23 protein-coding genes are annotated in these 21628 nt (G+C 67.9%); 13 read left to right on the top strand and 10 right to left on the bottom strand.

What is annotated here, in order from left to right:
* Positions 1-26: 26 nt before the first annotated feature.
* Positions 27-602 (bottom strand): flavin reductase family protein, encoded by a 576-nt coding sequence (locus tag ACIRCZ_RS05575; protein WP_082581460.1) that lies wholly within the window; start codon positions 600-602, stop codon positions 27-29.
* 62 nt (positions 603-664) lie between these two features.
* Here ACIRCZ_RS05575 and hisD point away from each other — a divergent pair, with 62 nt between their 5' ends.
* From hisD to ACIRCZ_RS05560, 3 genes are all read left to right on the top strand, one after another.
* Complete coding sequence (hisD, locus tag ACIRCZ_RS05570; protein ID WP_402850509.1) at positions 665-1969, top strand: histidinol dehydrogenase; 1305 nt, start codon at positions 665-667, stop codon at positions 1967-1969.
* 52 nt (positions 1970-2021) lie between these two features.
* Positions 2022-2504, top strand: a complete 483-nt coding sequence (nrdR, locus tag ACIRCZ_RS05565) for a transcriptional regulator NrdR (protein WP_055896056.1) — start codon at positions 2022-2024, stop codon at positions 2502-2504.
* Between the two features lie 73 nt (positions 2505-2577).
* A complete protein-coding gene (locus ACIRCZ_RS05560) occupies positions 2578-3621 on the top strand; it encodes a quinone-dependent dihydroorotate dehydrogenase (protein ID WP_402850505.1) in 1044 nt (347 codons plus the stop codon).
* Here the strand turns inward: ACIRCZ_RS05560 and ACIRCZ_RS05555 are convergent.
* Both ACIRCZ_RS05555 and ACIRCZ_RS05550 read right to left on the bottom strand, forming a co-directional pair.
* Complete coding sequence (locus ACIRCZ_RS05555; protein WP_402850502.1) at positions 3586-4530, bottom strand: RNase H family protein; 945 nt, start codon at positions 4528-4530, stop codon at positions 3586-3588. The genes ACIRCZ_RS05560 and ACIRCZ_RS05555 overlap by 36 nt on opposite strands.
* Positions 4531-4532: 2 nt before the next feature.
* Entirely contained in the window at positions 4533-5129 is a 597-nt protein-coding gene (locus ACIRCZ_RS05550) for a DUF3043 domain-containing protein (RefSeq protein ID WP_055896069.1), read from the bottom strand.
* A gap of 42 nt (positions 5130-5171) precedes the next feature.
* Here ACIRCZ_RS05550 and ACIRCZ_RS05545 point away from each other — a divergent pair, with 42 nt between their 5' ends.
* The 6 genes from ACIRCZ_RS05545 to ACIRCZ_RS05520 all read left to right on the top strand — a co-directional run bounded on the left by ACIRCZ_RS05545 (position 5172) and on the right by ACIRCZ_RS05520 (position 10971).
* Positions 5172-6599 (top strand): dipeptidase, encoded by a 1428-nt coding sequence (locus tag ACIRCZ_RS05545; protein ID WP_402850498.1) that lies wholly within the window; start codon positions 5172-5174, stop codon positions 6597-6599.
* 100 nt (positions 6600-6699) lie between these two features.
* Positions 6700-7056 (top strand): iron-sulfur cluster insertion protein ErpA, encoded by a 357-nt coding sequence (gene erpA, locus ACIRCZ_RS05540; RefSeq protein ID WP_055896079.1) that lies wholly within the window; start codon positions 6700-6702, stop codon positions 7054-7056.
* Between the two features lie 143 nt (positions 7057-7199).
* A complete protein-coding gene (gene coxB / locus ACIRCZ_RS05535) occupies positions 7200-8087 on the top strand; it encodes a cytochrome c oxidase subunit II (RefSeq protein ID WP_402850494.1) in 888 nt (295 codons plus the stop codon).
* A gap of 11 nt (positions 8088-8098) precedes the next feature.
* Entirely contained in the window at positions 8099-9850 is a 1752-nt protein-coding gene (ctaD, locus tag ACIRCZ_RS05530; RefSeq protein ID WP_055896086.1) for a cytochrome c oxidase subunit I, read from the top strand.
* Between the two features lie 3 nt (positions 9851-9853).
* Positions 9854-10276 (top strand): cytochrome c oxidase subunit 4, encoded by a 423-nt coding sequence (locus tag ACIRCZ_RS05525; RefSeq protein ID WP_055896090.1) that lies wholly within the window; start codon positions 9854-9856, stop codon positions 10274-10276.
* 107 nt (positions 10277-10383) lie between these two features.
* Complete coding sequence (locus tag ACIRCZ_RS05520; RefSeq protein WP_402850490.1) at positions 10384-10971, top strand: dihydrofolate reductase family protein; 588 nt, start codon at positions 10384-10386, stop codon at positions 10969-10971.
* A gap of 13 nt (positions 10972-10984) precedes the next feature.
* Here the strand turns inward: ACIRCZ_RS05520 and ACIRCZ_RS05515 are convergent, their stop codons facing one another.
* From ACIRCZ_RS05515 to ACIRCZ_RS05495, 5 genes are all read right to left on the bottom strand, one after another.
* A complete protein-coding gene (locus ACIRCZ_RS05515; protein WP_402850487.1) occupies positions 10985-11803 on the bottom strand; it encodes a putative RNA methyltransferase in 819 nt (272 codons plus the stop codon).
* A gap of 100 nt (positions 11804-11903) precedes the next feature.
* A complete protein-coding gene (locus tag ACIRCZ_RS05510) occupies positions 11904-13523 on the bottom strand; it encodes a ubiquinol-cytochrome c reductase cytochrome b subunit (protein WP_055896098.1) in 1620 nt (539 codons plus the stop codon).
* Positions 13520-14593: a Rieske 2Fe-2S domain-containing protein gene (locus tag ACIRCZ_RS05505; RefSeq protein WP_402850483.1), complete on the bottom strand. Its 1074-nt coding sequence runs from the start codon at positions 14591-14593 to the stop codon at positions 13520-13522. The genes ACIRCZ_RS05510 and ACIRCZ_RS05505 overlap by 4 nt, the downstream gene beginning before the upstream one ends.
* A 39-nt stretch (positions 14594-14632) precedes the next feature.
* Entirely contained in the window at positions 14633-15454 is an 822-nt protein-coding gene (locus tag ACIRCZ_RS05500) for a cytochrome c (protein WP_055896110.1), read from the bottom strand.
* A 25-nt stretch (positions 15455-15479) separates the two neighbouring features.
* The gene (locus ACIRCZ_RS05495; RefSeq protein WP_402850479.1) at positions 15480-16118 is read right to left on the bottom strand and encodes a heme-copper oxidase subunit III; all 639 of its coding nucleotides are present in this window, start codon (positions 16116-16118) and stop codon (positions 15480-15482) included.
* A 132-nt stretch (positions 16119-16250) separates the two neighbouring features.
* Between ACIRCZ_RS05495 and trpD the strand changes: the two genes are divergently transcribed.
* The 4 genes from trpD to dhaM are packed head-to-tail and all read left to right on the top strand — an operon-like array spanning position 16251 to position 19690.
* Positions 16251-17300, top strand: a complete 1050-nt coding sequence (gene trpD, locus ACIRCZ_RS05490; RefSeq protein ID WP_402850476.1) for an anthranilate phosphoribosyltransferase — start codon at positions 16251-16253, stop codon at positions 17298-17300.
* Between the two features lie 20 nt (positions 17301-17320).
* Positions 17321-18322, top strand: coding sequence for a dihydroxyacetone kinase subunit DhaK (dhaK, locus tag ACIRCZ_RS05485; RefSeq protein ID WP_055896119.1), 1002 nt, complete (start codon positions 17321-17323; stop codon positions 18320-18322).
* Positions 18323-18345: 23 nt separating this feature from the next.
* On the top strand, positions 18346-18984 hold the full coding sequence (dhaL, locus tag ACIRCZ_RS05480) for a dihydroxyacetone kinase subunit DhaL (RefSeq protein ID WP_055896122.1): 639 nt from the start codon (positions 18346-18348) through the stop codon (positions 18982-18984).
* Complete coding sequence (gene dhaM / locus ACIRCZ_RS05475) at positions 18977-19690, top strand: dihydroxyacetone kinase phosphoryl donor subunit DhaM (RefSeq protein WP_402850472.1); 714 nt, start codon at positions 18977-18979, stop codon at positions 19688-19690. The genes dhaL and dhaM overlap by 8 nt, the downstream gene beginning before the upstream one ends.
* An 83-nt stretch (positions 19691-19773) precedes the next feature.
* Here the strand turns inward: dhaM and ACIRCZ_RS05470 are convergent, their stop codons facing one another.
* Positions 19774-20283 carry a GNAT family N-acetyltransferase gene (locus ACIRCZ_RS05470; RefSeq protein WP_402850469.1) on the bottom strand — a complete coding sequence of 170 codons (510 nt, stop codon included), beginning with the start codon at positions 20281-20283 and terminating at the stop codon, positions 19774-19776.
* Positions 20280-21581, bottom strand: coding sequence for an aminotransferase class I/II-fold pyridoxal phosphate-dependent enzyme (locus tag ACIRCZ_RS05465; RefSeq protein ID WP_402850466.1), 1302 nt, complete (start codon positions 21579-21581; stop codon positions 20280-20282). Before ACIRCZ_RS05465 ends, ACIRCZ_RS05470 begins: the two co-directional genes overlap by 4 nt.
* Between the last annotated feature and the right edge of the window lie 47 nt (positions 21582-21628).

Genomic DNA, 21628 nt, shown 5'->3' with positions numbered 1-21628 from the left:
CACGAGTCCCGGCTCGATGGTGTGGGTCAGGCGGGGTCGCCTGGGGTGAGGTAGCGGCGCTCGTGGTACAAGAGTGCGGCGTCGTCGTCGCCGACCTCGCCGTCCTCGATCTGGACGACCACGACCGCGTTGTTGTGCACGGAGACCCGCTCCACGATGCGGCCGACCATCCAGCTGGTCACGTCCTTGATGACGGGGAGGCCGTGCGGCCCTGGATACCAGTGGTCTCCGTCGAAGCGCAGCGCGTTGTCGCCCGCCAGCTTCTCCGCGACGGCGCGATTGCGAACGCCGAGCATGTGGATGACCACGCGGTCGGTCTCGGAGATGGCCGGCCAGCTCGACGCGGAGCGGGCGATGTTGAACGTCGCCAGCGGGGGCACGGCGGCCAGCGAGGCGAGCGAGGTCGCGGTGAAGCCGACCGGCGTGCCGTCGGGGGAGAGCGCCGTGATGATGGCGACCCCTGCCGCATGACGCCGGAACGACTGGCGGAAGGCGGTCAGGTCCGGTGTCACGTCCGGCTCGACGCGGTCGGCGGGCAGCTGTGGCCGGCCCTGGGCGTTGTCCGAGCTCTGCGGGTTCTGGGGTGCGGGCGAACTATTCATACGTATGCATCAGCGCGGTCGGGCTCCTGGGTATTCCGAGTTGCGGATAGTCTTGTCTGGTCATGATGCAGACCATTGATCTCCGCGGAATCCAGCCTACCCGCGCCGCCTTCCAGCGCGTCGTCCCCCGTCCCGTCGTGGACGTGTCGGTCGCGCTCACGGTGGCGTCCGAGCTGATCGAGGATGTGAAGACGCATGGCGCAGCGGCTCTTGCCGCGCAGGCGGAGAGGTTCGACGGTGGCGCCCCCGCCTCGGTGCGGGTGCCGCAGGAGGACATCGACCGCGCGGTCGAGAACCTGCCGGCGGAGGTCCGCTCGGCACTCGAGGAGGCCATCGCCCGCGTGCGCGAGGCGACAGCAGCCCAGGTGCCTCCGCCGGCGGAGACCCGCATCGGTCCAGGCGCGACCGTCGTGCAGCGCTGGCAGCCGGTCGAGCGAGCAGGACTCTACGTTCCTGGCGGCAAGGCCGCCTACCCGTCGAGCGTCGTCATGAACGCGGTGCCTGCGCAGGTCGCAGGCGTCGCATCCATCGCTCTCGTCAGCCCGCCGCAGCGCGAGTTCGGGGGAGCGGTGCACCCCGCCATCCTCGGCGCTGCCGGACTGCTCGGCATCGACGAGGTGTACGCGATGGGCGGCGCCGGTGCGATCGGCGCGCTCGCCTGGGGCGTCGAAGAGATCGGGCTCGAGCCTGTGCAGGTCATCACCGGCCCAGGCAACATCTACGTCGCCGCAGCGAAGCGTGTCGTGCGCGGGCAGACCGGCATCGATGCGGAGGCGGGCACCACGGAGATCCTGGTGATCGCCGACGACACTGCGGATGCGCGGTTCGTCGCCGCCGACCTGGTCAGCCAGGCGGAACACGACGAGGCGGCCGCCTCCCTGCTCGTCACCGACAGTCCGGCCTTCGCCGAGCGCGTCGTGGCGGAGCTGGAGTCCATCGCTTCTGCCACCAAGCACGCGGAGCGCGTTCGGACCGCGCTCTCCGGTCAGCAGTCTGCCATCGTGCTCGTCGACGACGTGGCCGCGGCCGCCGCGTTCAGCAACGCATACGGTCCCGAGCACCTGGAGATCCAGACCGCCGACCCGGATGCGGTCCTCGCCACCATCGACAGCGCCGGCGCCATCTTCCTCGGCGCCCACTCGCCGGTGAGCCTCGGCGACTACCTCGCCGGCTCCAACCACGTGCTGCCCACCGGCGGTCAGGCGCGGTTCTCTTCCGGACTCGGCGCGTACTCGTTCCTGCGCCCACAACAGGTCATCCGGTACGACCGTCCTGCGCTGCAGCAGGTGGCGGATCGCATCGTCGCGCTCTCCAGTGCTGAGGATCTGCCGGCGCACGGCGAGGCCGTGACCGCGCGTTTCCCGTAGAGCGCCGCACGTCCCCAGGATGGGGTCTGTCGAACGGTAGAATCGTCTCACCATGTTCTGCCCTTTCTGCCGCCACCCGGATTCCCGTGTCATCGACTCCCGCACGAGCGACGACGGGCTGTCGATCCGTCGCCGTCGGCAGTGCCCGGAGTGCGGTCGCCGGTTCTCCACCACGGAGACGGCGAGCCTGAGCGTCATCAAGCGCAGCGGAGTGGCCGAACCGTTCAGCCGCGAGAAGATCGTGCTCGGCGTCCGCAAGGCCTGCCAGGGTCGTCCTGTGACGGACTCGGACCTCGCCGTGCTGGCGCAGAAGGTGGAGGAGACCATCCGCTCCACCGGCGCATCGCAGATCGAGGCCAACGACATCGGCCTCGCCATCCTGCCGCCGCTGCGCGAACTCGACGAGGTCGCCTATCTGCGATTCGCGAGCGTCTACCAGGGCTTCGACTCCCTCGACGACTTCGACGACGCCATCCAGCAGCTCCGCATCGAGCACCACGGCGACCCGGTGGATGCGCAGACTGGCACCGTCTGACGGTCGCTCGACCTCCGGCGGGATCGCCGCCTGACACGCCGCCGCGCCGCGCGCCCGGTATCCTCGTACAGGCATGTATCGCACACTCTTCTCCCTCGTCCTGTCGAAGCTCGATCCTGAGCGCGCGCACCACCTGGCGTTCCTGGTGATCCGCGCCCTCCCCATGCTGGGGCTCGGCCGTCTCGTACGCCGGTTCACCGCCCCGGATGCGTCCCTCGCCGTCGAGGCCCTCGGCCTGCGGTTCGACTCGCCGTTCGGCGTCGCGGCCGGGTTCGACAAGAACGGCGAGGCCGTGCTCGGTCTCGGCGCACTCGGTTTCGGTCACGTCGAGGTGGGCACCATCACCGCCATAGCGCAGCCGGGCAACGACAAGCCGCGCCTGTTCCGTCTCATCCCCGACCGCGCGGTCATCAACAGGATGGGGTTCAACAACCAGGGCGCTGGGGCCGCGGCCAACCGGCTGCTCGGCGTCGTGCGCAGGCGGAGCCGCCCTGTGCTCGGCGTCAACATCGGCAAGAGCCGCGTCGTCGCCGTCGAGGACGCGACGGCCGACTACCTCACCAGCGCCCGCGCCCTCGCGCCGGTCGCCGACTATCTCGTCGTGAACGTCAGCTCGCCGAACACTCCCGGCCTGCGCGGCCTGCAGGAGCTCGACCTCCTCGCCCCGCTGCTCAGCGCCGTGAAAGAGGTCGCGGGGGAGAAGCCGCTCCTGGTCAAGATCGCGCCCGACCTCACCGACGATCAGGTCGCGAAGATCGCCGAGCTCGTGGTCGACCTCGGTCTCGCCGGCATCATCGCCACGAATACGACCATCAGCCGCGACGGCCTGCGCACAGACTCCGCCGTGGTCGAGGCGGCGGGAGCCGGCGGCCTGTCCGGCGCTCCGCTGGCCGACAGGTCGCTCGCCGTGCTGAAATTGATCCGCGCGAACGTCCCGGCCGACCTCTGCGTCATCTCGGTCGGCGGTGTCGAGACGGCCGCCGATGTGCGGGCGCGATTGGATGCGGGGGCCACCCTGGTGCAGGGATACACCGCGTTCCTCTACCTCGGCCCGCTGTGGGCCAGGCAGATCAACCGCGGACTACTCCGCCTCCGGCGTCCCCTGGTGGAAGCGTAGCCGCCAGCGGCCGTCGACCCGCAGCCAGAGCGAGCTGCGCAGGGAGCTGCCACGCGCATCCACAGTGCGGGAGGTGAGCAGGATGATCCCGGGGGAGAGCGCTTCGGTGCCGAGCACGTCCAGACCGGCGGCGGCAGCACCGTCGTCCGCGGCGATCTCCTGCACGATGGCGTCGCGTCCCCAGAGTCGCCCTGAGCGCCCGATCTCCTCGAAATCGGGGTGCAGCAGTGCCGCGACCCTGGAGGCGTCCGCGCGCACCGCTGGGTCGAGCAGTTCGCGCTCCAGGCGCACGACGGCCTCCGCGTCGGTCTCTGCTGCGCTCAGTTCTTCTGCTTCGAGGTCGCCGAACAGGTCGAGCTCGACGCTCTCCTGCGCGGCGCCGACACCGGCAGCGGCAGGGGCCGTCCCCTCGATCACCTCGCCCGTCGCCTCATCGGCACGGGCACGGCCGGGCCAGCCCGGTCCGATCGGGATGGGCTCACCCTTCTGATACGCCGTCGCCACGGCTCGGGCGCGCACGTCGGCCGCCTCGTTGAGTTCGTGACCGGCGTGGCCCTTGACCCACTCGAAGGTGTACGTGCGGCCCTGTACGGCGCGGTCCAGCCGCTCCAGCAGCTCGCGGTTGAGCACGGGGGAGCCGTCTGCCTTCCGCCAGCCCTTGCGCTTCCAGCCCGGCATCCACTTGGTGACGGCGTTGATGACGTACTGGCTGTCGCACAGAATGCGCAGGTCGTCGTCGAGGTGAGCCGTGGAGTCGAGCAGGTCGATCACGGCCATCAGCTCGCCCTGGTTGTTGGTGCCGTGCGGCCACCCGCCGGCTGCCCAGGTGGTGTCGTCGACGTACCACGCCCACCCGGCAGGACCAGGATTGCCCAGTGCGGAGCCGTCCGCTGCTGCGACGATCGTCACGGTCAGCTGGGGAACTGGCCGCGCTTGACCTGCGGCTTCGGCAGGCGCATCACGCGCAGCTGCAGAGCACGCATGGCCGCGTACCAGCGGACGCCGCGCTCGACCTTGCTCTCGCCGAACTTCTCGCGCAGGCGTTTGCGCACCAAGAGGCCGAGGACGAAGCAGTCGATGACGGCGATGGCGAAGAACGCCCACAGGGCGAGCAGTCCATACACCTGGAAGTATCCGGGCAGGAAGGAGAGCACGATCACCAGCAGCATGACGGGGATGAGGTACTCGCCGATGCTGAAGCGCGCATCCACGTAGTCGCGGACATAGCGGCGCTGCGGACCGCGGTCGCGGGCCGTGAGGTAGCGGTCGTCCCCGGCTGCCATGCCGAGGCGCGCCTTCTCGCGGGCCTCCGACGTCTTGGCGCGTGCCTGACGTGCCGCCTCCTTGCGGTCCTCCGGCACCAGGGGGCGCTTGCGGGCGGCCTCCTGCTCACGGCGGGTCGGGGTCGGGGCGCCCTTGCCCTGCCTCAGACGCTCAGCCGTCTCTTCTGCGGTCTCGGTGACCGGCGTCTCCGCCTTGGTCGCCTGCGGGTTCTCTCGTTTTGCCAACGTCAAGCCTTCGGTTCGTGGGGTCCGCTTAAGATTACCGTCATGACGAACGGACAGCAGACCCCGCCCACCGAACCCACAGCAGCAGAGCAGGCCGTGCGCGCCAGCGTGGAGGCGGCGATGCCGTCGACCGTCGCCGATCTCGCGTCGCTCGTGCGCATCCCGTCGGTGTCCTGGTCGGCGTTCGACCCTGCGAACGTCGCCGCAAGCGCCGCCGCCGTCGCGAAGCTCCTGGAGGACACCGGCGCGTTCGAGAGCGTCCAGATCAAGCGCGCTCCGATCGGCGAGGGGGCTGAGGACGGCCAGCCGGCCGTGCTCGCCACGCGCGCCGCGAAGAACGGCCGTCCGACCGTGCTGCTCTACGCCCACCACGACGTGCAGCCCCAGGGCAAGGACGAGGACTGGAACACCCCGCCGTTCGAGCCGACCGTCCGCGGAGACCGGATGTACGGCCGCGGAGCCGCGGACGACAAGGCAGGGGTGATGGCGCACGTCGCCAGCGTCCGGGCCATCGTGGATGCGCTCGGCGACGACTTCGACCTCGGCCTCGCCGTGTTCATCGAAGGGGAGGAGGAGTTCGGCTCCCGTTCCTTCGCCAACTTCCTGCAGCAGAACAAGGACGCGCTCGAAGCGGACGTGATCGTGGTCGCCGACTCCGACAACGTGGACATCGATACGCCGGCGCTCACGGTGTCGCTGCGTGGCAACGTGACCTTCCGCCTCACCGTGTCGACCCTGGAGCACGCGTCGCACTCTGGGATGTTCGGCGGTGCGGCGCCGGACGCGATGCTCGCCATGGTCAAGCTGCTCGCCACCCTGCACGACGAGAACGGCTCTGTCGCCGTCGACGGCTTCACCGGTCGCACGGACGCCGCCGAACCGCCCGTCGTCACCGAGGAGCAGTTCCGCGAGGAGGCGGCGCTACTCGACGGCGTGACGCCCATCGGCACCGGTCCCATCCTGTCCAGGATGTGGTCGCAGCCGACCGTCACGGTCACCGGCATCGACGCGCCGAGCGTCGCCAACGCATCCAACACGCTGCTGCCGAGCGTCGCCGTGCGGATCAGCGCGCGCGTCGCGCCAGGGCAGCCTGCGGCGGACGCGTACGCGGCGCTGGAGCGCCACCTGCGCGCCAACGCGCCGTTCGGGGCGCACATCGCCATCGACGACGTCGACACAGGCGAGGCGTTCCTGGTCGACACGAACGGCTGGGCGGCCACGGAGGCGAAGCGGGCGATGACGGATGCGTGGGGCAAGGAGGCCGTCGAGACCGGCGTCGGAGGCTCCATCCCGTTCATCGCCGACCTGGTGCGCGAGTTCCCGGAGGCGCAGATCCTGGTCACCGGTGTGGAGGACCCCGACTCGCGCGCGCACAGCCCGAACGAGTCGCTGCACCTCGGGGTCTTCAAGCGGGCGATCCTCGCGGAGGCCCTGTTGCTCGCCCGCCTGGACGCGCGCACGGAGGGCTGACACCGGCGTCACGGAATGCCCGGGGTGATTTCCCGGTTTTCCGACGTAGAATCGTCCCAGATTTTCCAGAAGTCCGAACAAGACCCGTAAAAGGAGTCCCATGACAGACACAATGCTGACAGAGACGAAGGCGCACGGCGTCGGGCTGTCCGACGCCGCGGCGAGCAAGGTCAGGAGCCTGCTCGAGCAGGAAGGCCGCGACGACCTGCGCCTGCGCGTCGCCGTGCAGCCTGGTGGATGCTCCGGCCTGATCTACCAGCTCTACTTCGACGAGCGGATGCTCGACGGAGACGCCACGGTCGACTTCGACGGCGTCGAGGTCATCGTCGACAAGATGAGCGTCCCGTACCTCGATGGCGCGTCCATCGACTTCGAGGACACCATTCAGAAGCAGGGTTTCACCATCGACAACCCCAACGCATCCGGTTCCTGCGCCTGCGGAGACTCGTTCCACTGAGTTCCTATAGCACACGAAAAGGTTGAGGGCCGCCCCATCGGGGCGGCCCTTTCTGTTCAAATCGGCGCGTGCGGCGGAGTAGGGTGGATACAGCCAAATACAGTTACGTGTGAACTGTCCATGAGTCACTCGAAAGGTCACCGGTGCGTCACAATCGCCGTCTCCGATGGGCTGCCATCCCGATCGCAGCGACGCTCGCCGTCGTTCTCGCGGGATGCACGCAGGCACAGCTGAACGGATTCCTCCCCGGATTCGTCGAGGGTGAAGAGCCCGTCACCAACCACACGGAGCGCATCAGCGGCCTGTGGGTGACGAGCTGGATCGTCCTCCTCATCGTGGGTGTGATCGTCTGGGGTCTCATCGTCTGGGCGGTCATCGTGTACCGCCGCCGCAAGGGACAGACCGGCCTGCCGGTCCAGATGCGGTACAACATGCCGATCGAGATCTTCTACACGATCGTTCCGCTCATCCTCGTGCTCGGCTTCTTCGCTTTCACGGCGCGCGACCAGAACGCCATCGAGCAGCCGTACGCGAAGCCGGACCTCAAGATCCAGGTGTACGCGAAGCAGTGGGCGTGGGACTTCAACTACGTGACGGACAACGTGTACGACCCGGGCATCCAGGTGCAGCCGGACGACGCGAGCGCCACCCCCGGTTCCGTGCAGGAGGGCGAGATCCCCACCCTGTACCTGCCGGAGGGTAAGAAGATCACGATCCAGCTCGACTCGCGCGACGTGATCCACTCCTTCTGGGTGCCGGCGATGCTCTACAAGAAGGACATCATCCCCGGCAAGACCAACTACATGTACTTCGAGACCACGGGCCGCACAGGCACGTTCGTCGGAAAGTGCGCCGAGCTCTGCGGCGAGTACCACTCTGCGATGCTCTTCAACGTGAAGATCGTTCCGCAGGATGTGTACGACGCCCACATCCAGAGCCTGCGCGACAAGGGCTTCGAGGGCCAGCTGGGCTCCGAGTACGACCGTAATCAGAACCTGCCCGGAACGGGCGCTCCCAAGGGTAACGAGTAGGGCATCCACGAATGACGACGACAGCACCGGCCCCAGCGGCGACCACGGCGCCCGCACCGAAAGCCAATCCGGCCCTCGGCGCGAACCAGGTGGAGCGCAAGGGCAACATCCTCGTGAACTACATCACGTCGACCGACCACAAGACGATCGGGTACATGTACCTGATCTCGTCGTTCATCTACTTCCTCATCGGTGGAGTGATGGCGCTCATCATCCGTGCTCAGCTGTTCGAGCCCGGACTGGAGGTCGTGCAGACCAAGGAGCAGTACAACCAGCTCTTCACCATGCACGGCACGATCATGCTGCTGATGTTCGCGACGCCGCTGTTCGCCGGCTTCGCCAATGTGCTCATGCCGCTGCAGATCGGTGCGCCTGACGTCGCGTTCCCGCGACTGAACGCTCTGGCGTACTGGTTCTACTCGTTCGGCTCGCTGATCGCGGTCGCCGGATTCCTCACCCCGCAGGGTGCAGCGTCGTTCGGCTGGTTCGCGTACGCGCCACTATCGAGTACGACGTTCTCACCAGGGGTGGGAGGCAATCTCTGGGTGGTCGGCCTCGGTCTGTCCGGATTCGGAACCATCCTCGGTGCGGTGAACTTCATCACCACGATCATCACGATGCGCGCTCCTGGCATGACGATGTTCCGCATGCCGATCTTCACCTGGAACACGCTCGTCACCTCGATCCTCGTTCTGATGGCCTTCCCGGTGCTCGCCGCCGCCATGTTCGCCCTCGCGGCCGACCGTGTCTTCGACGCCCACATCTACGACGCCGCCAACGGCGGAGCCCTGCTCTGGCAGCACTTGTTCTGGTTCTTCGGGCACCCGGAGGTCTACATCATCGCGCTGCCGTTCTTCGGCATCGTGTCGGAGATCTTCCCGGTGTTCAGCCGCAAGCCGATCTTCGGCTACAAGACCCTGATCTACGCGACGATCGCGATCGCTGCCCTGTCCGTCACCGTGTGGGCTCACCACATGTACGTGACCGGCTCTGTGCTGCTGCCGTGGTTCTCGCTGATGACGATGCTCATCGCGGTGCCGACCGGTGTGAAGATCTTCAACTGGATCGGCACGATGTGGCGTGGCTCGCTGACGTTCGAGTCGCCGATGCTGTGGTCGATCGGCTTCCTGATCACGTTCACTTTCGGTGGTCTGACGGGTGTCATCCTGGCGTCGCCCCCGCTCGACTTCCACGTGTCCGACACGTACTTCGTCGTCGCCCACTTCCACTACGTCGTCTTCGGAACCGTCGTCTTCGCGATGTTCGCCGGCTTCTACTTCTGGTGGCCGAAGTGGACGGGCAAGATGCTCAACGACCGGCTCGGCAAGTGGCACTTCTGGCTGCTGTTCATCGGCTTCCACACCACCTTCCTCGTGCAGCACTGGCTGGGTGTCGTCGGTATGCCGCGTCGGTACGCGACCTACCTTCCGTCCGACGGCTTCACCTGGATGAACCAGCTCTCGTCGATCGGTGCAGGCATCCTCGCCATCTCGATGATCCCGTTCTTCGTGAACGTGTACCTCACGGCGCGCAATGCCCCGAAGGTCACCGTCAACGACCCGTGGGGCTACGGCCGTTCGCTCGAATGGGCGACCAGCTGCCCGCCGCCTCGCCACAACTTCACGTCGATCCCGCGCATCCGTTCGGAGTCTCCCGCGTTCGACCTGAACCACCCGGAGGCGGGCATCCCGATCGGTGTCGGCGGAGCCAAGGACGCCCCGGACGCCCCCGTGCTCGACGTCGCGAACAACGAGGTGAAGTAACCCATGAGAGCCAATGCCATCCTCTTCTGGATCCTCGCGATCTTCTTCTTCCTCTCGGCGATCGTCTACACGGTGTGGAGCCTGCTCGACCCGATGCACCTGAAGGTCGAGTGGGTCGGAACGGTCGCGCTCACGCTGAGCGCGATCCTCGCCGCCTTCATCGCGTTCTACGTCGGACGCTCGCACGCCTCCCAGGGCGGCGAGCTTCCGGAGGACCGCCTTGACGCCAACATCGACGACGGCGACCCGGAGCTGGGCCACTTCAGCCCGTGGAGCTGGTGGCCGGTGGCTCTCGCCTTCGGCGCCGGTCTGGTGATGCTCGGCCTCGCGGTCGGCTTCTGGATCTGCTTCATCGGCGTGGCGTTCGCGCTCGTCTGCATCATCGGCTGGACCTACGAGTACTACCGCGGCTACTTCGCCCGCTGATCGCACTCGCTCGAAGCGCCGCATCCCTCCGGGGTGCGGCGCTTCTGCGTTCCCCTCCGGCGACGGCCGCTCGCTACGATGGGCAGCCACACGCAAAGGAGAATCCCGTGGGAACGGTAGTGATGTACAGCTCGGTGTCGGTCGACGGCTTCATCGCGGGCGAGGACGACCAGCCGGGACCGCTGTTCGACTGGTTGGTCAGTGGCGATGTCCCCCTGGACGAGAGCGGCGCTCTGACGGTGTCGCAGACGTCATTCGACTACACGCGGCCATACTGGGACGCGATCGCGGTGACGATCGTGGGCCGTCATGTCTTCGACCTCACGGACGGCTGGGACGGACAGCCTCCGAGCGGTGTGGACCACGTGGTGGTCGTGACGCACCGGCCGGAGCCGGAGGGCTGGGATCCGGCAGCGCCGTTCGTCTTCGTCGACGGCGTCGAGGCGGCCGTGACCGCGGCGCAGGAGCTCGCCGGTGACCGCATCGTCGAGGTCGCCGCAGGCGATGTGGGTGGCCAGGTGTTCGCGGCCGGGCTGGTCGACGAGGTGCGGATGGACGTGGTGCCCGTCGTGTTCGGGTCGGGCAAGCGCTACTTCGGCGCGCTCGATGTACAGCACCTGTTGGACGGTCCAGAGGCCGTGGTTCAGGGCAGCGGAGTGCTGCACCTGCGCTACCGGGTGCGCATCTCGAACTGAGCAGGCTCGCTTGCTAGCGGGTGAACCGGAGGACGTCCACGGAGACGGTCGCGGTGAGGACATCGTCGGGCGGGGTGGACCGTGCGTGGTGTGCGGACGGCCCCATGCCCACCAGCGCGGCCAGGAGTTCGGGGTCGAGTGCGAGAGCCTTCGTGATGTGTTCGCGCGTCTGGAGGGCGAACAGCGGCTCTGCGGTGGTGATCAGCTCATCCGCCTTGTCTGCGGGAACGTCGAGCATGGCTCCGGTGGCGCGCAGCTCGGCCAGGTGGTCGGCGCGGGGGACCACCACGACGAGCGTTCCGCCCGGACGGAGCACCCGGTGGAACTCCGGCAGGTTGCGCGGGGCGAACACGTCGATGACGCTGTCTGCTGCAGCCGTGCGCACCGGCAGAGGCTGCCAGGTGTCCGCTACGAGCCCGTGGATGCGGTCGGAGCTGCGGGCTGCGCGGCCGACGGCGGCGGGGGAGAGGTCCATGGCCAGACCGTGCGCATCCGGATGCTCGGCCAGGGCAGCGCGCAGGTAGTAGCCGGTGCCGGCTCCGGCGTCGAGTATGCGCGTGCCGGTCGCCGCGCGGGCGACCGCGGCGGCGATGGGCGCGTATGCGCCGCTCTCGAGCACCGCATCGCGGGCGTCGAGCATAGCTGCGCTGTCCCCCTGGAACTTCGTCCCAGCGGCCAGGAGCGTCACGTAGCCGCGTTTGTTCACGTCGAAGCTATGTGCACGAGCGCAGGCGAGCCTGAGGCGTCCAGCGGGCTCCAGGGGCTCTCCGCAGACGGGGCAGCGCAGCCACTCCGCCAGACCGGACAGCCGGTCGGCATCGGACGGACTCATGGGTCGCCTCTCAACGGGGAAGGAATCGGCAGCTGGATGCGCGAAAGCGCCGGCGCGAAGATCGCGGCCGGCGCTTTCACGTCGGTGGAGCAGGTGCGGCTCAGTGGTGGCCGTGGCCCGACTCGAGCTCGCCCTTGGTGGGTGGCACGATGCGGTCCTCGAAGAACCAGCGGGACATGCTCGCGCGCATCCTGTTGCCGACCGTGATCTTGCCCTTGCTGTTCGGACGGATCATCAGCGGCTCGTAGCTCTCGAAGCTGACAAGGCGCCAGCGCTCGTACTCGTCGAGCTGCTCGTGCACCTCGATGAACTCGCCACCAGGGAGCTTGACGATACGGCCGGACTCATAGCCGTGCAGCGCGATCGAGCGGTCCTTCTTCTGCAGCGCGATGCAGACGCGCTTGGTGACGAAGTAGGCGATGATCGGGCCGAGGATGAGCAGAGCCTGCAGGGCGTGGATGACGCCCTCCATCGTGAGCTTGAAGTGCGTCGCGATGATGTCAGAGCTCGCCGCCGCCCAGAAGACCGCGTAGAACGTGACACCGGCCGCGCCGATGGCGGTGCGGGTAGCCGCGTTGCGCGGGCGGTCCAGGATGTGGTGCTCACGCTTGTCTCCGGTGATCCACGCCTCGATGAAGGGGTAGATCAGCACGGTGACGATGAACACACCGAGGATCACGACAGGCACGATGATGTTGAACGACCAGGTGCGGTCCAGCCAGACGAACTCCCAGCCCGGCGGAACCAGACGCAGGGCGCCGTCGGCGAAGCCGATGTACCAGTCGGGCTGGGTACCGGCGGACACCGGCGACGGGTCGTACGGGCCGTAGTTCCAGATCGGGTTGATGGTGAAGAAGGACGCCATGAGCGCGACGACACCGAACACGATGAAGAAGAAGCCGCCGGCCTTCGCCGCGTAAACCGGGAGCACCGGGTAGCCGACCACGTTGCCCTGCGTGCGGCCGGGGGCCGCGTACTGGGTGTGCTTGTGGATGACCACGAACATCAGGTGCAGTGCGATGAACGCGAGCACGAGTGCCGGGAGCAGCAGGATGTGCAGCGTATACAGTCGTCCGACGATCGCGGTGCCGGGGAACTCGCCGCCGAAGAGCAGGAACGAGATCCAGGTGCCGACGACGGGGAGACCCTTGATCAGACCGTCGATGATGCGGAGGCCGTTGCCGGACAGCAGGTCGTCGGGGAGCGAGTAGCCGGTGAAGCCTTCTGCCATCGCGAGGATGAAGAGCACGAAGCCGATCACCCAGTTGAGCTCGCGCGGCTTGCGGAACGCGCCCGTGAAGAAGATGCGGAGCATGTGCAGGCCGATGGCCGCCACGAACAGCAGAGCCGCCCAGTGGTGGATCTGACGCATGAGCAGCCCACCGCGGATCTCGAACGAGATGTTGAGCGTGCTCGACATCGCGGCCGACATCTCGACGCCCTTCAGCGGGACGTACGAGCCGTGGTAGACCACCTCGGCCATCGATGCCTGGAAGAAGAACGTGAGGAACGTTCCGGACAGCAGGATGACGATGAACGAGTAGAGGGCGACCTCACCGAGGAGGAAGGACCAGTGGTCGGGGAAGATCTTCCGGCCGAACTCCTTGACGGCGCCCGAGATGCTGGTGCGGTCTTCCAGGTAGTTCGCGGCTGCTGCCGTGAACCCACCCTTCTTGGCCGGTGCTTGTGCCGCGGCAGGTGCGGCGGTCGTGGTGCTCAATGACGCTCCCAGAAGCTCGGGCCGACAGGCTCGGTGAAGTCGCTGCGCGCGACCAAGTAGCCGTCGGCGTCCACGGTGATCGGCAGCTGCGGAAGCGGACGCTTGGCCGGGCCGAAGATCACCTCTGCCTCGTGCGTGATGTCGAACTGCGACTGGTGGCACGGGCACAGAAGGTGGTGGGTCTGCTGCTCGTAGAGTGCGACGGGGCATCCGACGTGCGTGCAGATTTTGGAGTATGCGACGATTCCGTCGTAGTTCCAGTTCTCACGGCCCTTGGAGACGTGGAGGTCTTCGGGCTTGAGGCGCATGAGGAGGACGGCCGCCTTGGCCTTCTCCTCGAGACGGTTCTCCTTCTCGTTCAACCCTTCCGGGATGACGTGGAAGGCGCTGCCGAGTGTGACGTCGGACGCCTTGATCGGCGTGCCGGACGGGTCGCGGGTGAGGCGGATGCCCTTGGCCCACATGGTCTGCGAGAGCAGCTCCACCGGGTCCTCGTTCTGCGGAGCGAGCCCGCGGAAGAGGACGACAGCGGGCAGCGGGAAGGCGATGAGGGCGCCGATCAAGCTGTTGCGCACGAGCACGCGACGGCTGAAACCGGACTCCTCGTCTGCCTGCTTGAAGATCTCAGCTGCACGCTCGGTGGTCGACTCGGCCCCGCGGACGGGGTGACGGAGGTCGACGCCCTCCTTCTCGTGCATGAGGGCCTTGCCCCAGTGCACAGCGCCGATGCCGATGGCGAGGAGTGCGAGGGCGATGCCGATGCCGATGAACAGGTTGTTCAGGCGGACGGAGCCTGGGTCGCTGTCGTTGATCGGGAACGCCATGTACGCCGCGACGGCCCAGACGCTGCCGACGATCGACAGGTAGAAGAGCGTGTATACGGTGCGCTCCGCCCGACGTTCCTTCTTGGGGTCGAGGTCGGTGACGCGGGGGCGGTGCGGCGGGAAGCCGGGGTTCTCCAGCTCGTCGCGGATGATCAGCGCCGTTCCCGGGTCGCCCGTCCTGTGCACGTCGACGGCTGACGAACTGGCAGAGGTCAGCTCGTGACCGCTGTTATCGTCGTGTGCCATTGTTCTCCTTCTTAAGCTGTGACATGTCCCGAGTACCGGCTAGTTCGACTTCGCCGTGATCCAGACGGTCAGCGCGACGATGGCGCCGAGTCCGAAGATCCAGAGGAAGAGACCCTCCGCGACCGGGCCGAGCGAACCGAGCTCGAAGCCGCCGGGGGACGGGTTGTTCTGGATGTACTTGAGGTACGTGATGATGTCTGCCTTGCCCTGCGGCGTGATGTTCAGGTCGTTGAACACGGGCATGTTCTGCGGGCCCGTGACCATGGCCTCGTAGATGTGCTGGGCGCTCACGCCAGTGAGCGGGGGAGCGTACTTGCCCTCCGTCAGTGCGCCACCGGCGCCAGCGACGTTGTGGCACATCGCGCAGTTGATGCGGAAGAGCTCTGCACCGTTGGCGGCGTCGCCCTTGCCGTCGAGGTACTTCTGCTCGGGGATCGAGGGGCCAGGAGCCAGCGATGCGACGTACGCTGCGAGCTGCTTGACCTGCTCGTCGGTGAACTGGACCGGCTTCTCCGGGGCCTGCGGGCCCTGCATCTGCATCGGCATGCGGCCCGTGCCGACCTGGAAGTCGACGGAGGCGGCGCCGACGCCGATGAGGCTCGGTGCGTTGACGGTTCCCTGGGCGTCGAGGCCGTGGCAGGTGGCGCAGTTCGACTGGAACAGCTTCTTGCCCTGGTCGACCGTGTCTTGCGACGCGGCCTGGACCTGCTGGGTCTCAGCGGACGCGGTGGTCGTGTTGAACGCCGCGTACGCGCCTCCGGTGAGGCCGAGGCCGATCGCGATCAGCGCGACGGTGGCGAGGGGATGACGGCGGCCGCCCTTGCGGACGGTCTTCGTCTTGGTGCGGTTTTTCGGACGCATGGTGGGTAGGTCAGCTCCTGTTGTTCTATCTGATGATGTAGATGACCGCGAACAGTCCGATCCACACGACGTCGACGAAGTGCCAGTAGTACGAGACGACGATGGCGCTCGTCGCCTCCTTGTGGCCGAAGGTCTTGACCGCGAACGCGCGGCCGATGACGAGGAGGAACGCGATGAGGCCGCCCGTGACGTGGAGGCCGTGGAAGCCGGTGGTCAGGTAGAACGCCGAGCCGTATGCGTTGGAGCTGAGGGAGATGCCCTCGGAGACGAGCGTTGCGTACTCGAGGATCTGCCCGGAGACGAAGATGGCGCCGAGTGCGTACGAGACCGTGAACCACTCGACCATGCCCCACTTGAGCGGGCTCCAGCCCGTTGCGCGCGGCTGCAGGCGCTCCGCGGCGAACACACCGAACTGGCAGGTGAACGAACTGGCGACCAGGATGATCGTGTTCGTCAGCGAGTACGGGATGTTCAAGTGCGCCGTCTCGGCCGCCCACAGGTCGGGGGACGTGGACTTGAGGGTGAAGTAGATCGCGAACAGGCCCGCGAAGAACATGACCTCACTGCCCAGCCAGACAATGGTGCCGACGGCCACGACATTGGGCCGGTTGATCGTAGGCGCACTCGCCGTAGGAGATATTGAGGTGCTCGTCACGGTAACCATTATGGCTGAAAAGAAGCCGTGGTTTTCTCATCCGACAGGCCGGAATCGCGGTTAAATCTGGTTAGGATGCCCTAAATTCGCCTGTTCCACGCGGGTTGCCGCACCGGGGCGCGCGCTCAGTAGGATCGGTACATGTCGGAAATGCAGTCCTGGTCGTCCGTGCTCACCACCCTTCTCGGGGGCGAAGACCTCAGCGTGGCGGACGCGGCGTGGGCGATGGACCAGGTGATGACCGGCGAAGCAACGGAGGCGCAGGTCGCAGGATTCCTCATCGCGCTGCGTGCGAAGGGGGAGACGGTCGACGAGATCGTCGGCTTCCGCGACGCGATCCTCGACCACGCCGTTCCGCTCCCTGTGAACCCGATGGCGCTCGACATCGTGGGCACGGGAGGCGACAGGTTCGGCACCGTTAACGTGTCGACCACCGCATCCATCGTCGCCGCGGCGGCCGGAGTGCCCGTGATCAAGCACGGCAACAGGGCGGCGAGCTCCTCGTCCGGCTCATCTGACGTGCTCGCGGCGCTCGGGATCGACCTCACGCTTCCCGCCGAGAAGGTGGCGGAGGTGTTGGAGAAGGCCGGGATCACCTTCGCGTTCGCGAGCGCCTTCCACCCCGGATTCGCGAACGCGGGCCCCGTCCGCGCCCAGCTCGGCGTCCCGACCGTGTTCAACTACCTCGGCCCGCTGTGCAACCCGGCCAGGCCGGAGGCCTCCGCCGTCGGCGTCGCATCGCTCGACCGCGTGCCCCTGTTCGTCGGCGTCTTCCAGACCCGCGGCGCGACCGCGCTGGTCTTCCGCGGAGACGACGGTCTCGACGAGCTGTCGACCACCGGCCACAGCCACGTCTGGGAGGTCTCCAGAGGCCTCGTCACCGAGCACGACATCGACCCGCGCGACCTGGGCGTCCCCCGCGCGAAGATGGACGATCTGCTCGGAAAGGACGCCGCGTACAACGCCGGCGTCGTACGTGCCGTGCTCGCGGGCGAAACAGGCCCCGTGCGCGACATCGTGTTGCTCAACGCGGCGGCAGGGCTCGTGGCATACGAGCTCGCGTCCGACCCGTCGAGGGTTCAGGAAGCCATCCTGGATCGGTTCCGTTCGCAAATGGCGATCGCCGCCGAAGCGATCGACTCCGGGGCTGCGGCCGCGAAGCTCGAGGAATGGATAGCGGCGACGCACTGACAGCAGTGGAAAGGGTTTCGATGAAGAAGCTCATCAACGGCGTACCCGACGTCGTGGACGAATCCCTCGACGGATTCGCCCGAGCTCACTCGGACATCGTGAAGGTGTCCCACGACCCGCGCTTCGTGTCCAGGACCGACGGTCCTGTGCAGGGCAAGGTCGGCCTGATCAGCGGCGGCGGAAGCGGTCACGAACCCCTGCACGCCGGTTTCGTCGGCAAAGGGATGCTCGATGCCGCCGTCCCAGGCGAGGTGTTCACCTCTCCGACGCCCATGCCGATCGTCGAAGCGACGAAAGCGGCGGACGGCGGCGCCGGCGTACTGCACATCGTGAAGAACTACACCGGAGACGTGCTGAACTTCGAGACGGCCGCCGATCTGGTCGCGGCGGAGGGCATCACGGTCAGGGCGGTCGTCACCAACGACGACGTGGCTGTGCAGGACTCGCTGTACACCGCTGGGCGTCGCGGCGTCGCGGGCACGGTGCTCGTCGAGAAGATCGCCGGGGCGGCAGCCGATCGTGGAGACGACCTCGACGGGGTCACCGCCATCGCGGAGAGGGTCAACGCCAACGTCAGGTCGATCGGCCTCGCGTTGTCGGCCGGAACGGTCCCGCACGCGGGGGAGCCCGGCTTCGACCTGGCGGACGACGAGATCGAGTTCGGTGTCGGCATCCACGGCGAGCCCGGCAGGGAGCGGGTCAAGGTGCAGCCGGCCGACGCGCTGGTGGACCGCATGATGGCCGCGATCCTCGACGACCTCCCGTTCGCATCCGGGGACTCGGTGCTGCTGTTCGTCAACGGGATGGGAGGCACTCCGCTGTCCGAGCTGTACATCGTGTTCCGGCGCGCGGCTCAGATCCTGGACGAGCGCGGCATCACCCTCGGCCGTTCCCTGGTCGGCAGCCTGGTGACCTCCCTCGAGATGCAGGGAGCATCCATCTCGGTGCTGAAGCTGGACGACGAACTGACCGCCCTCTGGGATGCGCCGGTGCACACCGCCGCACTCCGCTGGGGACTCTGAGAACCGTGCGAGAGGAGGCGCTCATGGCGCTCGACACGAACTGGGTGAAGTCCTGGATGACGGCCGCCGCTGCCGTCATCGCCGAGCACAAGCACGAGCTGAACACGCTCGACCGCGAGATCGGCGACGGCGACCACGGCGAGAACATGGACCGCGGGATGCGCGCCGTGGTGGATGCGCTCGGAAAGCTGCCGGAGGACGCGACGCCGAACGCCGCGTTCCGGTCGATCGCCATGACCCTCATCTCCACGGTCGGCGGCGCGTCGGGCCCGCTCTACGGGACAGCGTTCCTGAAGGCGGGCGACCCGATCGGCGACGCCACGCAGATCGACGCGGACACGCTGGTCGCCGTCCTCGCCGCCGCCCGCGACGGGATCGTCTCCCGCGGCAAGGCGGAGGTCGGGGACAAGACCATGATCGACGCCTGGACCCCTGCCGTGACGGCGGCATCGACCGCAGCGGAGGACGGCGGGACGCCGGCCGACGTGCTGCGCGAAGCAGCCGACGCCGCAGAGGCGGGGGCCGTCGCAACGGAGCCGCTCGTGGCCCGCAAGGGGCGCGCGAGCTACCTGGGCGAACGGTCGGCCGGTCACAGGGACCCCGGTGCGCAGTCGACCGCGCTCTTGCTCCGTGCAGCGGCAGAGGCGGCGGCCGATGACTGAGCGGCGGGTCGGGATCGTCTTCGTGTCGCACAGCGTGCAGCTGGCGGACGGTGCTGTCGCCCTTGCGGGGCAGATGGCGCCGTCCGTGCGGCTGCTCGCCGCCGGTGGAACGGACGACGACGGGATCGGGACGAGCTTCGCCAAGGTCAACGCCGCTGTCGGCGAGGCGGACGGCGGGGCGGGGGTCGTTGTCATCAGCGACCTCGGCTCAGCGCTTCTGACGGCCGAGACCGTGCTCGAATTCCTGTCGGACGAGCAGCGGGCGGCGGTGGCCGTCATCGACGTGCCGTTCGTGGAAGGCGGTGTCGCCGCGGCGGTGGCCGCGGAGAGCGGCGCCGGTCTCGCCGAGGTCGTCGCAGCTGCGGAGGGTGCGCGGACTGCGTGGGCCGACGCAGCTGCATCCGCTCCCGCCGCCACGGCGGCAGCCGCGGCACCAGCGGCGCCGACCGGCCGGTACGTCCGTGAGGTCGTCCTGCGCAACAAGGACGGTCTTCACGCCAGGCCTGCCGCCGAGTTCGTCAAGCTCGCCAACACGTTCGGCGCGTCCGTCACCGTCAACGGCAAGGACGCCAAGAGCCTCCTCGGCATCATGTCGCTCGGACTGACCGCGGGGACCACAGCCGAGATCGCGTCGTCCGATGACGGAGGCGTGCCCGCAGTGGATGCCCTGGCCGCCCTGGTCGAGACCGGCTTCGGGGAGGCGTGACGCCGCCCCGTCCACAGCGATCGAGCCCGACGTCGTTCACGTCCCGCCTCCGCGTGTCGCCTGAACGACGTCGGACTCGACGGTCAGGGGCGGGAGAGGGGGAGAGCCATCTCCAGCTCGCGGGCGGCGGGGTTCAGGGGGTACGGCTCTGTGGCGCCGGTGAGGGCGAAGCCGCGGCGGGTGTAGAAGCGGATCGCCGCAGGGTTGTGCTCATGCACCTGCAGGAGCAGTCGGGTGCCGCGCGGGCGTGACCAGGCGATCACCGCATCCAGAAGGGCATCGGCCATACCGTGCGCCCGACCGCGGAAACCGGGCGTGATGTAGACACCGACGAGGTGCGGGTTCGGCGCTCCGATGGCCTGGAAACCGCCCATCGTGCCGAGCCAGCGTCCGTCGTCGTCGACCGCCGCGAACAGGCGGCTCGACGACGACGCATTGGCTGCCCGGTTGCGCCAGTGCTCGTCCGGGAGCGCTCTGGCGTGCTCCAGCGTGTCCAGGAACGCGATGGGCGTGTCCTCGAGCATTTCGAGGCGGATGGCGCGGTATGCCTGCCAGTCGTCCTCGACGCTCTCGCGCACCCTCCAGCTGGTCATGCCTCGTCGGCGAGGCCGTTCGCCAGCAGCAGCTCTGCCTCGGCCAGCAGGATCGCCGTGCACAGGCCGTCGAGCGCTGTCTCGAGCTCGGCGAGCGGCGGGAAGGTCGGCGCGATGCGGATGTTCGCATCCCGAGGGTCGTCGCCGTACGGGAAGGTGGCACCGGCCGGGGTCACGGCGATGCCGGCCTCCGCCGCGAGCTGCACCGCACGCTTCGCGCAGCCGTCGAGCACGTCCAGGCTGACGAAGTACCCGCCCTTCGGAGCCGTCCAGGCGCCGGCGCCGTATGGTGCCAGGCGCTTCTCGAAGATGCGGGAGACCGCGTCGAACTTCGGCTCCAGGATGGCGCGGTGCTTCTCCATGTGGGCGGAGAGGCCGTCCGCGTCGCGGAGGAACTGCGCGTGGCGGAGCTGGTTGAGCTTGTCGGGGCCGATGCTCTGCGCCGAGAGGTTGTGCAGCATCCACTCGACGTTGGCCGGCGAGCCGCCGACGAACGCGACGCCTGCGCCGGGGAAGGTGACCTTGGAGGTGGAGGCGAACACCAGCGGCCGGTCGGGGTTGCCTGCCTCGGCGGCCAGCGTCAGCACGTCGAACGGTGCAGGTCGCTCGTCGGTGAGGTGGTGCACCGCGTACGCGTTGTCCCAGAACAGGCGGAAGTCGGGCGCGGCGGGCAGCGAGACGAGCGCGCGGACGACCTCCTCCGAGTACACCGCGCCGCTGGGGTTGGAGTAGACGGGGACGCACCACATGCCCTTGATGCTGTCGTCTGCCGCGAGCAGGGCGGCGACCGCATCCACGTCCGGTCCGTCGTCGTTCAGCGGCACGGGGATGAGGCGGATGCCGTAGCGCTCGCAGATCGTGAAGTGCCTGTCGTATCCGGGCACGGGAGCCAGGAAGCTGATCGGCTGCGCACCCCACGGGCGCTCTCCGCCGGGGACGCCGTGCAGCAGCGCCTGCACGATGACGTCGTGCATCACGGTCAGGCTGGCGTTGCCGAGCGCGAGGAGCTGGGCGGTGGGCACCTGCACGGCGTCGGAGAAGATGGCGCGCAACTCTGGCAGGCCGGTCGCTCCTCCGTAGTTGCGGAGGTCGGTGCCCGCCGCATCCCGGTATGCGCCGTCCGGCAGGTGCAGCAGGTCGTTCGACAGATCGAGCTGCTCGGCGGACGGCTTGCCGCGAGTGAGATCGAGCTTCAGACCGGAGGAGCGCAGCGTTTCGTATGCCGCAGAGAACTCGGCGTGCGCAGTGCGGAGCGCGTCGGGGGACAGATCGGCGAGGGGCGATGGCGCGGAAGTCACGATCCGATCGTAGCCGCGCCCGCAGTGGCGCGGGCCGCCTCAGGGCA

Source organism: Leifsonia sp. NPDC102414, assembly GCF_044765685.1.
Lineage (GTDB): Bacteria > Actinomycetota > Actinomycetes > Actinomycetales > Microbacteriaceae > Leifsonia.
The sequence above is the reverse complement of the archived record's forward strand: the minus strand, read 5'-3'. Positions and strand labels throughout refer to the sequence as shown.